Annotated in this window: 16 protein-coding genes and 1 riboswitch; of the genes, 12 read left to right on the top strand and 4 right to left on the bottom strand. The window is 73.9% G+C overall.

The window, feature by feature from the left end; all coding sequences use genetic code 11:
* Window positions 1-12: 12 nt before the first annotated feature.
* Entirely contained in the window at window positions 13-207 is a 195-nt protein-coding gene (locus ACI78T_RS05525) for a hypothetical protein (RefSeq protein ID WP_456557082.1), read from the top strand.
* Window positions 208-210: 3 nt separating this feature from the next.
* Here ACI78T_RS05525 and ACI78T_RS05520 read toward each other — a convergent pair whose 3' ends face one another.
* Window positions 211-819, bottom strand: a complete 609-nt coding sequence (locus tag ACI78T_RS05520) for an RNA polymerase sigma factor (protein WP_456557081.1) — start codon at window positions 817-819, stop codon at window positions 211-213.
* Window positions 820-987: 168 nt separating this feature from the next.
* Between ACI78T_RS05520 and ACI78T_RS05515 the strand changes: the two genes are divergently transcribed.
* Complete coding sequence (locus ACI78T_RS05515) at window positions 988-1,194, top strand: dodecin (protein WP_456557080.1); 207 nt, start codon at window positions 988-990, stop codon at window positions 1,192-1,194.
* A 72-nt stretch (window positions 1,195-1,266) separates the two neighbouring features.
* Here ACI78T_RS05515 and ACI78T_RS05510 read toward each other — a convergent pair whose 3' ends face one another.
* Entirely contained in the window at window positions 1,267-1,665 is a 399-nt protein-coding gene (locus ACI78T_RS05510; RefSeq protein ID WP_456557079.1) for a DUF5313 family protein, read from the bottom strand.
* 87 nt (window positions 1,666-1,752) lie between these two features.
* Here ACI78T_RS05510 and ACI78T_RS05505 point away from each other — a divergent pair, with 87 nt between their 5' ends.
* The 8 genes from ACI78T_RS05505 (at window position 1,753) to ACI78T_RS05470 (ending at window position 9,958) form a co-directional block, all read left to right on the top strand.
* Complete coding sequence (locus ACI78T_RS05505) at window positions 1,753-2,184, top strand: CBS domain-containing protein (protein WP_456557078.1); 432 nt, start codon at window positions 1,753-1,755, stop codon at window positions 2,182-2,184.
* Window positions 2,185-2,209: 25 nt separating this feature from the next.
* Window positions 2,210-3,127, top strand: coding sequence for an EamA family transporter RarD (rarD, locus tag ACI78T_RS05500; protein WP_456557077.1), 918 nt, complete (start codon window positions 2,210-2,212; stop codon window positions 3,125-3,127).
* Between the two features lie 118 nt (window positions 3,128-3,245).
* Window positions 3,246-3,569, top strand: coding sequence for a DUF3263 domain-containing protein (locus ACI78T_RS05495; RefSeq protein WP_456557076.1), 324 nt, complete (start codon window positions 3,246-3,248; stop codon window positions 3,567-3,569).
* Window positions 3,570-3,782: 213 nt separating this feature from the next.
* A complete protein-coding gene (locus tag ACI78T_RS05490) occupies window positions 3,783-4,940 on the top strand; it encodes a LytR C-terminal domain-containing protein (RefSeq protein WP_456557075.1) in 1,158 nt (385 codons plus the stop codon).
* Between the two features lie 140 nt (window positions 4,941-5,080).
* Window positions 5,081-7,906: an alpha/beta fold hydrolase gene (locus ACI78T_RS05485; RefSeq protein WP_456557074.1), complete on the top strand. Its 2,826-nt coding sequence runs from the start codon at window positions 5,081-5,083 to the stop codon at window positions 7,904-7,906.
* A complete protein-coding gene (locus ACI78T_RS05480) occupies window positions 7,903-8,775 on the top strand; it encodes an ABC transporter permease (RefSeq protein ID WP_456557073.1) in 873 nt (290 codons plus the stop codon). The genes ACI78T_RS05485 and ACI78T_RS05480 overlap by 4 nt, the downstream gene beginning before the upstream one ends.
* A gap of 75 nt (window positions 8,776-8,850) precedes the next feature.
* Window positions 8,851-9,297, top strand: a complete 447-nt coding sequence (locus tag ACI78T_RS05475) for a hypothetical protein (RefSeq protein WP_456557072.1) — start codon at window positions 8,851-8,853, stop codon at window positions 9,295-9,297.
* Between the two features lie 46 nt (window positions 9,298-9,343).
* A complete protein-coding gene (locus ACI78T_RS05470) occupies window positions 9,344-9,958 on the top strand; it encodes a dihydrofolate reductase family protein (protein WP_456557071.1) in 615 nt (204 codons plus the stop codon).
* 7 nt (window positions 9,959-9,965) lie between these two features.
* Here the strand turns inward: ACI78T_RS05470 and ACI78T_RS05465 are convergent, their stop codons facing one another.
* Together ACI78T_RS05465 and ACI78T_RS05460 are read right to left on the bottom strand one after the other, a co-directional pair.
* Window positions 9,966-10,787, bottom strand: coding sequence for an HAD family hydrolase (locus ACI78T_RS05465; protein ID WP_456557070.1), 822 nt, complete (start codon window positions 10,785-10,787; stop codon window positions 9,966-9,968).
* Between the two features lie 19 nt (window positions 10,788-10,806).
* The gene (locus ACI78T_RS05460; protein ID WP_456557069.1) at window positions 10,807-11,664 is read right to left on the bottom strand and encodes a hypothetical protein; all 858 of its coding nucleotides are present in this window, start codon (window positions 11,662-11,664) and stop codon (window positions 10,807-10,809) included.
* A gap of 139 nt (window positions 11,665-11,803) precedes the next feature.
* Window positions 11,804-11,932: riboswitch (SAM riboswitch) on the top strand.
* A gap of 12 nt (window positions 11,933-11,944) precedes the next feature.
* On the opposite strand from ACI78T_RS05460, the gene thrC reads away from it, so the two are divergent.
* Window positions 11,945-13,246 carry a threonine synthase gene (gene thrC / locus ACI78T_RS05455; protein ID WP_456557068.1) on the top strand — a complete coding sequence of 434 codons (1,302 nt, stop codon included), beginning with the start codon at window positions 11,945-11,947 and terminating at the stop codon, window positions 13,244-13,246.
* Window positions 13,247-13,456: 210 nt separating this feature from the next.
* A complete protein-coding gene (locus ACI78T_RS05450) occupies window positions 13,457-13,657 on the top strand; it encodes a cold-shock protein (RefSeq protein ID WP_135099472.1) in 201 nt (66 codons plus the stop codon).
* The last annotated feature ends 44 nt before the right edge of the window (window positions 13,658-13,701 follow it).

Genomic DNA, 13,701 nt, shown 5'->3' with positions numbered 1-13,701 from the left:
GGAAGGACGCCGATGTCGCCCGTGAAGTTCTCGCTGACCAAGCCCGGTGACGACCGGGAGGACTCCGTCGAGTTCGACGACGACGACCTCGTCGGCGAGCTCCGCGAGGTGGTCGACACCACCCCGGATCTGACGTTCGAGGGTGCGCTGCGCGAGGGCATCCAGCACGTGGTCGCGAAGCGGCGTCCGGGCGGCGGCCAGCAGTAGCGCTCAGCGCAGGCTCGGCTCCAGCTGGGCCCGCAGCGCCTTGACAGCACGGCCCCGCAGCGGGCCGAGGCTGCCCCGAGGGATGCCCAGCTCCTGGCTGAGCGCGTCGTAGGACTCCGGCTCCCGCAGCAGCGCCTGCACGATCCGGCGCTGGGTGTCCGGCAGCTTCTCCACGGCCCGGTCGAGGGCCTCGCGGAGCTCCTGCTCCATGAGCGCCGCCGCCATGTCCGGGTCGTGGGGTGCGACCTGCTCGGCGACGTCCTCGGTCGGGACCGCGCGCTGCTGCGCCCGCAGGATCGCCAGCGCCTCGCGCCGCGCGGTGGTGGACAGCCACCCCGGCAGGCACGCCGGGTCGTTGATGCGGGCGGCGTTGCGCAGCAGCAGCACCCACGTGCGCTGCACGGCCTCGTCGACGTCCGAGTCGCTGCGCAGGACGACGCGTGCCGCGGAGCGGAGCAGGCCCTCGTAGCGCCGGACCGTCGTCTGCCACGTGGCGTCGTCACCGGCCGCGAGGGCCTGCAGGTGCCGGCGGTCCACGACCGGGAGGTCGGTCCGGTCGGCCCGCCGGGGCGCGGGGATCGCGGGGGCGGGGGCGAGGGCGAGAGCGGTCATCGGGGGCTCCTTCGAGGTCGTCCGGGAACGACTCGAAGACTTCTGCGGGCGGGCTCTCGCCAAATCCGTCGGACGACGTATTCGGCCCCTTCAGAACTACGTACGTAGGCACCGGCCCCGGGTGCGTGCCAGGGTTCGACGACCGTCCCGCCCTACGTAGGAGGCACCGTGAGCGACCACGTGTACAGGCTCAGCGAGATCGTCGGCAGCAGCCCGGTCAGCGTCGACGAGGCGATCCGCAACGCCATCGCCAAGGCGTCGCAGACGGTCCGCAACATCGAGTGGTTCGAGGCCCAGGAGATCCGCGGCCAGGTGGTGGACGGCGGCGTCGCCTACTTCCAGGTCGCCGTGAAGATCGGCTTCCGGGTGGACTGATGAAGGACCTCCCTGCCCCCCACCGCTCGCAAGCTCGCGGCGGGACCCTGCAGGGAGGCCGAAAGAGCTTCTTCAGTCGAAGCTGCCGGCGCCGTCGCGGCGGTAGGGGGAGGAGCGCTCGACGCGGGCACGTTCGCTGCGCTCGGCCCGCAGCCGCCCCGCCGTCCCGGGTGGGTAGCCGGCCTTCGTCGCCCGGTGCTCGATCGTCTCGGTCATGAAGGCGATCGAGAACAGGAGGCCGAGCAGCAGGCCGCCCACGGCGGCCGAGGCCCGGTAGGCGAACGGCACCGGCACGACGACGAGGCACAGGACCAGGAGCGGCAGCAGCTGGACGGCGGCGCGGGCCAGGTGCCGCCAGATCCAGGTGGGCCCCGTCGTGTCCGCCAGCACCCACGGCGACAGCTCCCGCGGCAGCCCGCCGCCGAGGGCGTACCAGACCCACTGCGCGGGGTTCGGGCGCTGCGAGCTCACGCCTCGACGGTAGGCCGGATCCGCGCGCCGTTGCCCCCGGGCGGGCGCGGGTGCACACTCCCCGCACCGTCCTCCGAGGAGGTTCCCGTGCAGATCAGCCAGTTGCTGCGGCACAAGGGCCGCGAGATCGCCACGATCGACGCATCGGAGACCGTCCGCACCGCGCTCGCCCTGCTGGCGGAGAAGGGCATCGGCGCGCTGGTGGTCTCCTCCGACGGCCGCCGCATCGACGGCATCGTCTCCGAGCGGGACGTCGCCCGGGGACTGCACACCCGCGGCGCCGGTCTGCTCGCCGAACCGGTCTCGAGCGTGATGACGGCGGAGGTGCACACCTGCCCGCCCGACGCGAGCGTGCACGACCTCGCCCGCACGATGACCGACAAGCGGGTGCGCCACGTCCCCGTGGTGGTGGACGGCGAGCTGGTGGGCATCGTCTCGATCGGCGACGTCGTCAAGGCGCGGCTCGACGAGCTCGAGGAGGAGCGCCGGCAGCTGGTGGACTACATCCAGACCCCCTGACCGCGGCGCCGCGTACGGTGCGGCCGTGGACGAGCGTCGCCTGGGGGTGGTCTCCGGGCTGGGCGCCTACGCCCTGTGGGGACTGTTCCCTCTCTACTTCCCGCTGCTCGAGCCGGCCGGCGGGCTGGAGATCGTCGCCCACCGGGTGCTCTGGTCCCTGCTCTTCGTCGCGGTCCTCCTCACCGCCGTGCGGCGGTGGGGCCAGGTCCGCGCGCTGGTCACCGACCGGCGCCGGCTGCTGGTGCTGCTCGGCGCGGCCGTCCTCATCGCCGGCAACTGGCTGGTCTTCGTCTACGGCGTCAACTCCGGGCACGTCGTCGAGACCTCGCTCGGTTACTTCATCAACCCCCTGGTGAGCGTGCTGCTGGGGGTCGTGGTGTTCGCCGAGCGCCTCCGACCGCTGCAGTGGACGGCCGTCGGGATCGCCGCGGTCGCGGTGCTCGTGCTGACCATCGACTACGGGCGCCCGCCGTGGATCGCGCTGGCCCTCGCGGTCACCTTCGGCCTGTACGGGCTGATGAAGAAGATCGTGCGGACCGAGGCGGCGCCAGGCCTGTTCGTCGAGACGGCGCTCGTGGCGCTCCCGGCGGCAGCGGTGCTGGCGGTGGCGCACTCGAACGGTGATGGCACGTTCGGCAACGCCGGCGCGGGTCACGCGCTGCTGCTCGTCAGCTCCGGGGTCGCCACGGCGGTGCCGCTCCTGCTCTTCGCCGCGGCCGCCCGGCGGATCCCGCTGTCGACGGTGGGGCTGCTGCAGTACCTGACACCGTCCATGCAGCTGGCGATCGGTGTCTTCGTCTACGGCGAGCCGATGCCGCCCGCGCGGCTGGCCGGTTTCGCGATCGTCTGGGTGGCCCTGGCGGTGTTCACCGTCGACACCCTGCGACACGCCCGGGCGTCGAGCCGCCGGGCGGCCGCTGAGGTGGTCCCGGCCCGCCTCTGACGGGCTGCGGGACGACGCCTCACGGGTTGCGCGGAACTGTCGGACCCCGCGGCTACCGTCGCAGGCGTTGGCGGCCCCGGGTACCCGGGCGGCCGGACGAGCAGGAGATGGACGAGCGATGACCGACGACCCGAACCCGGTGGTCTCCCCGCCCCGGCCGGAGGGCCTCGCGGAGGCTTCCGCGCAGGTCCCGGGCGTGGGGCTCTCGCGCAGGGAGCACGAGATGCTCACCTTCGAGCGGCAGTGGTGGCGCCGTCCGGGGGCCAAGGAGACCGCGATCCGCGACCTCTTCGGCGTGACCCCGACGCGCTACTACCAGGTGCTCAACGCCCTCGTCGACCGGCCCGACGCCCTGGCCGCCGACCCGCTGCTGGTCAGGCGGTTGCGGCGGCTGCGACTCGCGCGGGCACGAACGCGTTCGTCCCAAGGTCCTTTCGGATGAGACTTACACCGGTTAGATTTACTCACCGTGGGCAGGCACGCCGATTCAGGCAGTGACGGACGGGACCGGGGCAGCGCCCCCATGGCCCCGGGTCGTCGGCGTACGGACGTTCCCGACGGTCTCTGGCGGGGTGCGTCCGCCGAGCTGAGCGATCACCCCACCGCACCGGGTCGTGACCGGGCCGGCAGTGGCCGGCCGGCTGCCTCCCGTCCCGTGCCCGGCGCCGCCGTGCGCACGCCGGAGGGGCCGCGGCAGATGTCGCGCTCCCGGCTGCCCCTGCCTCCCGTCCCGGCTGCCCGCGTCGCGGCTCCGCCGCGTCCGGCTGCGGCTCCCGCGCCGCTGACCTCGGTCGCCTCCTACCAGGGCGGCGCCGACGTCGTGGCCGACGACGCCTTGCGCTCCCCGAACCACGGCGCCGGAGCCCGGGGCGACCTGCTCGAGCGCCCGGTGCGCACCGCGCGTTCCCTGCCGGACGACGAGTCCGTCCTCGTCTCCACCGGCCGCTCCGGTCTCCGCCGGTCCGCGCCCGCTCCCCGGGTGCCGAACCAGAAGACGGCCGCCGGCGCCCCCACCTTCGGCGACTGGACGACGCGCTCCGAGGCCGACGACCCGTTCAGCGACCCCGAGTTCGCGCACGCGCCCGGCACGACCGCGATCCCGGAACGGTCCGTCCGCCGTGGCCGGCGCCCGGCCCAGGCCGACGACGACGCTCCCGCGCCGGTCCGCGGTCCGGGGACGGGCCCCGTCGGTGGCCGCGCCGCCATGCGTGCCGAGCGCCAGGCCGCCGACGCCGCCCGCCGCAAGGCGCAGGGGCACAAGGGCTCGGCCGTCGCCGTCCTCGAAGAGGACGAGCCGCGCAAGACGCACACCGTCCTCAAGGGCCTGGTGGCCATGACCGTCGTGGCGCTCGGCGTCCTCGGCGTCTACTCCTACGTCTCGCCGGAGACCCAGGACGCCGCCGCGCAGACGGACACCGCCCCCGCCACGACGGCCCCCGTCGTCCCGGACGTCTCGTCGCTGCCCGAGCTGCCCGACAACCCGATCGAGACCGAGCCGGTCGCGGCCTCCCCGGTCCGGGTGCCGGTCACCGTGCTCAACTCCACCGACATCAACGGCCTGGCGGCCAAGGTCGCGGCGACGGTCGCGGCCGGCGGCTGGGAGACCCCCGCCGTCGGCGCCTACACCGCCGGTGACGTGGCCGCCAGCACGGTGTTCTTCACCGACGGCGACGAGAACCAGCGGCAGGCCGCCCTGCAGCTGCAGGAGATGTTCCCGCAGCTCCAGGGCCCGACGCCGCGCTTCTTCGAGCTGCCCGCCGGTGTCGACGCGCCGGGCCTCGTCGTCGTCACGACGGGCGACTGGCAGCCCTGATCCAGGGCCCGGGGGCGGCCCGCGGTCGATCCCGGAACCGGACGTCGGGCGCCCGGAACACCGGCCGCCCGTCGTCCGTTGGCCGCTTCGTGCGCCCCCTCCGCGGGCTGGTGCGTCCCCGCCCGCGCTCCGGCGCCCGCGTGACGTCCGCAGTCCTCGCCTCCCTGCTGCTGTCCGGCGGTCTGCTCGCCCTCGCGCCCGCCGCCTCCGCGGCCGACGAGGTGCGCACCGAGGAGAGCCGGGTGCCCTCGGGCAGCGGTGCGGACGCGGTGGAGCTCGACACCACCCTCTTCCTCCCCGCCGGCGACGAGCCGGCTCCCGCGGTGGTCCTCGCCCACGGCTTCGGCGGCAGCAAGCAGTCGGTGGCCGACGACGCCCAGGACCTCGCCGAGCGCGGCTACGTCGTGCTCACCTACTCGGCCCGCGGGTTCGGGGAGAGCACCGGGCAGATCGGCCTGAACGACCCGCGCTACGAGATCGCCGACCTCTCCGTGCTGATCGACCTGCTCGCCGAGCGGGACGACGTGCAGCTCGACGGCGACGGCGACCCCCGGGTGGGCGTGGCCGGCGGGTCCTACGGCGGCGCGGTGTCGCTGCTCGGCGCTGCGTACGACGACCGCGTCGACGCGATCGCGCCCCAGATCACGTGGAACTCCCTCACCGCGGCGCTGTTCCCGTCGCAGACCGGCACCGTCGACGACGCCACGCCCGCCGCCACCCCGCAGGACGACGCCGCCGGCGTCTTCAAGCGGCTGTGGGCCGGGCTGTTCTTCGGCGTCGGCTCGGTCCCCAGCGGCGGGCTGCTCGACGGGTTCGGCGGGGCCAACGGCGAGGACGGCGACGACGGCGACACCGAGCCCGCCGCGGCCGACGGGCTGAGCCTGCCCGACCTCTCCTCCCTGGACCCCGCCGCGATCGAGCAGGCGCTGACCTGCGGCCGGTTCCGCGCGGACATCTGCGCCGCCTACCAGACGGCCGCTGCCACCGGCACCCTGACCCCGGAGATCGCCGCCGTGCTCGACCGGAGCAGCCCCGCCGGTGTGCTCGACCGGATCGACGCCCCCACCCTGCTGATCCAGGGCACCCAGGACTCCCTGTTCGGCCTGGGGCAGGCCGACGCCAACGCCCGCGGCATCGCGGCGACCGGCACCCCGGTCAAGGTGGTCTGGTACGCGGGCGGGCACGACGCCGCGGCCTCGGACAGGGTGACCGAGTACCTGCGCGAGCAGGTCGTCGGCTGGTTCGACTTCCACCTGCGCGGCCAGGGCGAGGACCCCGGCACCGGCTTCGAGTACCCGGCGCCCACCGGCCTCGGCAGCGGCGTCGGGCGGGTCCAGGGCGGCACCCAGACGGTCCGCGCCGACGTCTACCCGGGTCTGGAGGGCGCCGAGCCGACCGGTCGCCGGGACGTCGAGCTCGAGGGCTCCACCCAGCCGGTCGTCACCCCGGCGGGCGGGACCCCGGGGGCTCTCACCACGGTTCCCGGCCTCGGCGCGCTGACCTCCGCCCTGGGCGGCTCGACGCTGGAGATCCCCGGTCAGTTCGCCGCCTTCGAGAGCGAGCCGCTCGACGCGGCCGTCGAGGTGGTCGGGGCCCCCACGGCCGAGATCGCCGTCGCCGCACCCGCCGGGACGGCGACCTTGTTCGCGAAGCTCTACGACGTCGCCCCGGGCGGCGGCACCACGCTCCCCGCCGGGCTGGTGGCCCCGCTGGCGCTGACCGGGCTCTCGGCCGATCCGGCGCAGCCCACGCCGGTGCGCATCACGCTGCCGGGCATCGTGCACCGCTTCGAGGCCGGCCACACGATGCGGCTGGTCGTCTCCTCGACCGACCAGGCGTTCGCCCTGCCCGCGGAGTCGTCGGTGTACTCCGTCGCGCTGGCCGACACGGCGCTCGCCGTGCCCCAGGTGGAGGGCATCGCGCAGGCGGACAGCAGCTCCGTGCGGTGGTGGGTCCTGCTGGCCGTGCTGGCCGGCCTGGGTCTGCTCGGCTGGGCGGCGGCGCTGCTGTGGGGCCGACGGCGGCGACGCCAGGTCTCGGCCGTCGAACCGGACGGCGAGGACGTGCCGCTGCGGTTCGAGGGCGTCACCAAGGCCTACAAGGACGGCTTCGTCGCCGTCCGCGACCTCTCGTTCGAGGTCCGTCGCGGGCAGGTCCTCGGTCTGCTGGGCCCCAATGGAGCGGGGAAGACGACGTCGCTGCGCATGCTCATGGGGTTGATCCGGCCGACCGAGGGGCGGATCAGCATCTTCGGGCACGCGGCCGGGCCCGGGGCGCCCGTGCTGTCCCGGCTCGGCTCCTTCGTCGAGGGGACGGGGCTGCAGCCGCACCTCTCCGGTCGCGACAACCTGCGCCTCTACTGGGCGGCGACCGGCCGGCCCGCGGAGGACGCGCACATGGAGGAGGCGATCGAGGTGGCCGGCCTGGGCACCGCGCTCGACCGCCCGGTCCGCCGCTACAGCCAGGGCATGCGGCAGCGCGTCGCGATCGCGCAGGCGATGCTCGGCCTGCCCGACCTGCTGGTGCTCGACGAGCCGACCAACGGGCTGGACCCGCCGCAGATCCACGCCATGCGCGAGGTGCTGCAGAACTACGCCGCCACCGGGCGCACCGTCATCGTCTCCAGCCACCTGCTGAGCGAGATCGAGCAGACCTGCAGCCACGTCGTCGTCATGGCCAAGGGGCAGAAGATCGCGCAGGGCACGGTGGAGGAGATCGTCGGCACGGGTGGGGCTGTGCTCGTCGGCCTCACCGACGACGCCGACACCGACCGGGCGATCGCCGTCCTCGAGGGGCTGCCCGGCGTGACCGCCGGGCGCACCGACGAGGGGCTGGTGGCCGACCTTGACGGCTACGGCCGGGCGGCCGCGCTGCAGGCGCTGGTGGCTGCCGGCATCGACGTCGACCAGTTCACGCCGCGTCGCCGGCTCGAGGACGCCTTCCTGGCGCTGGTGGGGGAGTCATGAGCACGACCGAGCACGTGCAGCCGACCGGCGCGGTCGCCGGCTACCGGCCGGAGCGGACGTTGCGGGTGTCGGTGGAGCTGCGCCGGCAGTTCAAGCGACGCCGCACCATCGGCGTCTTCGCACTCATGGCGGCGCTCCCGCTCATCCTCATCGCGGCGCTGCAGCTCGGCGGCAGCGAGGAGGCGGCCGAGAACGAGTTCGTCAACCTCGTCGACGTCGCGACGTCGAGCGGGCTGAACTTCACGCTGTTCGTCCTCTTCGCCACCACCGGGTTCTTCCTGGTGGTGGTCTACGCGCTGTTCTTCGGCGACACGGTGGCCGTGGAGGCGCAGTGGGGGTCGCTCCGCTACGCCCTGGCCACGCCGGTGCCGCGCATGCGGCTGCTCCGGCAGAAGTGGTACGCCGCATTGATCCAGTCGGTGGCCGCGCTGGTCGCGCTCACCGCTGTGGCGGTGGTGGCCGGCGGCATCGCGTTCGGGTTCGGTGACATCCAGACGCCGGTGGGCGTGACGCTCGGCCAGGGGGAGGGGATGCTCCGGCTGGCCGGGATGCTGGCCTACCTCGCCGTCCACCTGCTCGTCGTCGGCACCCTGGCCTTCTGGTTCTCCACCATCACCGACGCGCCGCTGGCCGCGGTGGGCGGCGCCGTCTTCACGATGTTCGTGTTCGCGATCCTCGACCAGGTCGAGCAGCTGGGCGCGATCCGCGACTGGTTCCCGACGGCGGAGGAGTACGCCTGGACCGACCTGCTCCAGACGCCGGTCGACTCCGGTGACCTCTTCCGCGGCGTGATCCAGTCGCTGGTCTACGCGGCGATCTTCACCGCGCTGGGGTTCCGGCACTTCGCCCGCCGCGACGTCACGTCCTAGCTCCGGACGCAGGCCGCTCGCCCGACCGTGTGACGGTCCTGGGGGAGGAGCCGCGGCCTGGATACGGTCCGCACCATGGGACTCCTGTGCGACTACTTCGTCGCCGGCAGCGATGAGGAAGCGGCGCGGACGATCACGTCGGTGGGAGGTCCGTCCGCTGCGCCGTCGGGGCTCCCCGTGGTCGACCTCAAGGGTCTCGATCCGGTCGTCCCGATGGCGACCCTCGAATCGCTGCTCGTCGGTGGCGACGTCGATGCGCTCGTCGCCGCGAACGCCGGCGCTTCGGTAGGGGAGGCGCAGGACGAGGTGTGGGTGCACCGGCTGAGCGACGCGCTGACGGATGCACTGGCCGGCGCCTCGCCGGACCGTCTCCGGCAGGTGGCGGAGCCCTGGGTCCGCACGGAGGAGCTGGCCGGCTGGTGGGATCCCGGCGACCTCGCGGAGGCACTCGAGGAGATCGCCGATCTCGCGAAGCGAGCCCGTAGCGGTGGGGGCGCGCTCTACTGCTGGATGTCCCTCTGACCCGGGGGGGGCGATGACTTAGGGGGGGGCGACGGGTCTGCCCGTCATGACTCGGATCATCGCGGACATCGCCGTCTCGGTGGACGGCTTCGTGACCGGGCCCGACCCCGGTCCCCGGAACGGCCTGGGCACCGGAGGTGAGGCGCTGCACACGTGGGCGTTCTCCGACGACCCCGACGACCGCCGGATCGTGCGCGAGGCGACCGCCCGGTCGGGTGCCGTGGTCCTCGGCCGGCGGCTCTTCGACGTGGTCGACGGGCCCGACGGCTGGAACGACGAGGTGGGCTACGGCGCCGGTGAGGTCGGCAAGCCCGCCTTCGTGGTCGTGACGAGCACCGTGCCGGAAACGGTGCGGCTGACCGACCTCGACTGGACGTTCGTCACCACCGGCCTGTCCGACGCCGTGGACGCCGCACGGGAGCGCGCCGCGGCCGCGTCGTCGGACAAGGGCGAGGACCTCGACGTCGTCGTCATGGGCGGCGGCGCCACCGTCGGCTCGGCCGTCGCCGCCGGGTTGGTCGACGTGCTGTCCCTGCACCTCGCCCCGGTCGTGCTCGGCGCCGGGACACCGCTGTTCACCGGCGGCGCCGCGCGCACGCTGGTGCAGCGGGACGCGACGGTGACGTCGACGGCCACCCACCTCACCTACGACGTCGTCTGACGTTCCCTCAGAGGCCGGCGCGGACGGCCTGGGCCCAGCCCTCGCCCATGGCCGCGTCGGTGACCGTCACGTTCGGGACGGCCTCGATCAGCCCGGTCATGCCGTCGACCGACGCCCCGTTGGCGGTGATGAACAGCCGGCCGACGGCGGGTGCCATGTCGAGGTCGCTGACGCTGTCGCCGATCGCGATGGCGTCGGCGGGGGAGAGGCCGCGGCGCTCGAGGTCCCAGGCGATGGCCGCGCCCTTGGAGATGCCGCGCGGCATCAGGTGGTAGACCCGCGGCGGCAGCGGGTCGTCGTCCAGGCCGAACCGCGACGTCGCCGGGATGGCGCCGTTGTCCTTGAGCGTGAGCCAGCCGGCGCCCCGCTCGGCGAGCCAGGCGTCGACGGCGACCGGGTCCACCCGGCCGCGCAGCAGGGCGTCGGTGTCGTGGGTGGCATGCCACGGGGCGTGCCACTCCAACCGGCCCGGGTGCTCGGCGATCAGGTCCTCGACGACGCCCAGTTCGGCCATCACGTCCATCGGCGTCCGGTCGCCGTACGCCTCGGGCAGCCGGCCGCGGATCCGGTGGACGCCCCGGCCGGCGTCCCACGCGACCGTGGCACCCAGCTCGGCGATGGCGCCGTCGCACGCGAAGATCCGCGCAGCCTCGATCACCTGCTCGAACGTGCGGCCGCTGACCAGCACCAACGGGACCCCGGCGCGGTGCAGCTCCAGGAGCGCGGTGGCCGGTGAGGCCGTCAGCTCGCGGTCGGCGGTGTGCCAGAACGACCCCCGCGGGCCGACCATCGTGCCGTCGAGATCGGTGTACACGATGCGGGCGGCCACGGGGCCATCGTGCCCGGGGTCAGCCGGCGCCCTCGCGGCAGGTCTCCACGGCGAACGCCTCGATCCGCTGCCGCACGGCGGGGTCCGGTGTGAGCACGAACGAGCGCGGCTCCTCGTCGCCGAGCTCGACGACCAGCCCGATCAGCCCGGTCCGGTAGCTCTCGCCGAGCGCGTGGACGTCGCAGCGGGCCGGGACCAGCCGCAGGACGGCGGTCACCGCGCCGTCGCCGTCGAGCGCGGGCAGCCGGCCGACCGGCGTGATGTCGTAGACGGTGTTCGGGTCGACCCGTGTGATCCGCACGGGCTCGTCGCCGCCGACCCGGCGGACGCGCACGGCTGCACGGAGCGCCGGGCCGTCCGCCTCCCGCAGGTCGGCCACCTCGAACTCGACCTGCCGCAGCAGCGTCTCCTCGAAGCAGAGCCCCTCGTGGAGCCGCCCGACGAGGCCGTCGTCCTCGAGCGGCACTGTCACCTCCCGCGCGACCCCCGTCCCGTCACGGAGCCGGACGATGGCCGTCGGAGGACCGGCGGCGACGGCGCAGTCGCCGCCCACCACCACCGGGAAGTCCACACCCGCTCCCGGCCGGAGCACGGCACCGCGGGGGTCGCCGGGCTCGGCGGTCAGGCCCGGGGCCACCAGCTCCAGCTCGTCGACCGCGAGGTCGGGGGCCGACGCCGTGAGCCGCACCTCGACGCGCCCCCGGGCGACATCGCGCCGGAACTGCAGGAGGACCCCGCTGAGTGCGGTGACGGCCGCGGTCGTCGACCCCGGGGCGGCCGGGCGCTCCGTCGTCCGGTCCGGTGCCGTGCAGCCGGCGACGACGACGGCGAGGACGACCGCCAGGACGGCACGCAGCGTGCGTCGGTGCCCGTCCACGGCGTTCTCCCCGCTCCGGTCGTCTGCTGCCGGCCGATCGTGCTGGGGCTCGGGGAGGGCGGCAAGGGGAGTGGTGACGTGGAACGCACCCGGCCGGGCGGGGAGCCACGGGACCCGGTGGGTACGATCGGCGGCGTTCCACTCATCCAGAGGGGCAGAGGGACACGGCCCGACGAAGCCCCGGCAACCGCCGCCTGCGCGCATGCGCAGCGGAAGGTGCCAATTCCGTCCCGCACGGCTCGACGGCCCGCTGCGGGGAAGATGAGGAGGTAGTCGTCGCATGACCCTGACCGCACCCGGATCCCTCCAGGCCGATTCCGCTGCCGGTGGCCCGATCCCCCCGTGTCCCGCCCGCGGCCTCGTGTGCCGCAACTGCGGGGCGACCTTCGGCCTGATCGCCGAGCACGCCTGCGCCGAGTGCTTCGGCCCGCTGGAGGTCGACTACGACCCCGAGCTCATGAAGGCGGTCACCCGCGAGCAGATCGAGGCCGGGCCGCAGAACATCTGGCGGTACGCGGGCCTCCTGCCCGTGGGCCAGGACCCGGCCGACCGTGTGTCGCTCGACCCCGGCCTGACGCCGCTCGTGCGCGCCGACCGGCTCGCCGCCGAGCTCGGCATCACCGGCGGGCTGTGGGTGAAGGACGACTCGGCCAACCCGACGCACTCCTTCAAGGACCGCGTGGTGTCGCTGGCCGCCACCGCCGCCAAGCGGCTGGGCTACAAGAAGATCGCCGCCGCCTCCACCGGCAACCTGGCCAACTCGGTGGCCGCGCACGCCGCCCGCGTCGGGTTGCCGTCGTTCGTCTTCATCCCGAGCGACCTGGAGCCCGGCAAGGTCGTGCAGTCGGCGGTCTACGGCCAGACGCTGGTCGCCGTCGACGGGTCCTACGACGACGTCAACCGTCTGACCAGCGAGCTCGCCGAGACCGACGAGTTCGAGGACACGGCCTTCGTCAACCAGAACGTCCGGCCCTACTACGCCGAGGGCTCGAAGACGATGGGCTACGAGATCGCCGAGCAGCTGGGCTGGCGCATCCCGGCCCAGGTCGTCATCCCGATGGCGTCGGGCTCGCTGCTCACCAAGGTGGACAAGGCCTTCCGCGAGCTCACCGCCGCCGGCATCGTCGAGGCCACCGAGTGGACGATCTTCGGTGCGCAGTCGGCCGGCTGCGACCCGATCGCCACCGCCTTCGACAACGGCTGGGACGTCGTGAAGCCGGTGAAGCCGACCGGCATCGCCAAGTCGCTGAACATCGGCAACCCCGCCGACGGGCCCTACGCGCTCGACGCGATCCGCCGCACCGGCGGCTCGGTCGGCCGGGTGGGCGACGACGAGATCGTGCAGGGCATCCGCGACCTCGCCCGGACCACCGGCGTCTTCGCCGAGACCGCCGGCGGCGTCACCGTCGCGGTGCTGCGCCAGCTGGTCGAGGACGGCCGCCTGGACCCGGCGAAGGAGACCGTCGTCCTCAACACCGGCGAGGGCCTGAAGACGCTCGACCCGCTCGAGCCCGTCGTCGGCTTCACCCACCGCGTCGACCCGTCGCTGAAGTCGGTCCGGGCGGCCGGCCTCATCGCCTGAGGGCTAGGGTCGGGTTCTCCTACCGGATCGGGCGACGCCACGTCGTCACATCCGGGTATCGGTCCTGCGTGGATGTAGCGCCACCAGGCATTTCCTGATGTACGTTCTCGCGCGGTTCGAGTTCCACGTTCGTGTCCACGGGCGGAAGAGCTAGACCCGGCACCCCCGATCAAGAGGGCGCCGTCCGCACGCACGAACGTGGGAGCACACGTGGCACAGGGCACCGTGAAGTGGTTCAACGCCGAGAAGGGCTTCGGCTTCATCGCCGTCGACGGCGGCCAGGACGTCTTCGTCCACTACTCGGCCATCCAGATGGACGGGTACAAGAGCCTCGAAGAGGGCCAGCGGGTCAGCTTCGAGGTCGTCCAGGGCGCCAAGGGCCCGCAGGCGGACCAGGTCGTCGCGGCCTGAATCCAGCACCACCTCATCGAGGCCCGGTCCCCGTCCAGGGGGCC

This window comes from Blastococcus sp. SYSU D00922 (assembly GCF_054050495.1).
Note: the sequence above shows the minus strand (reverse complement) of the source record. Positions and strands in the feature narration are given on the sequence as shown.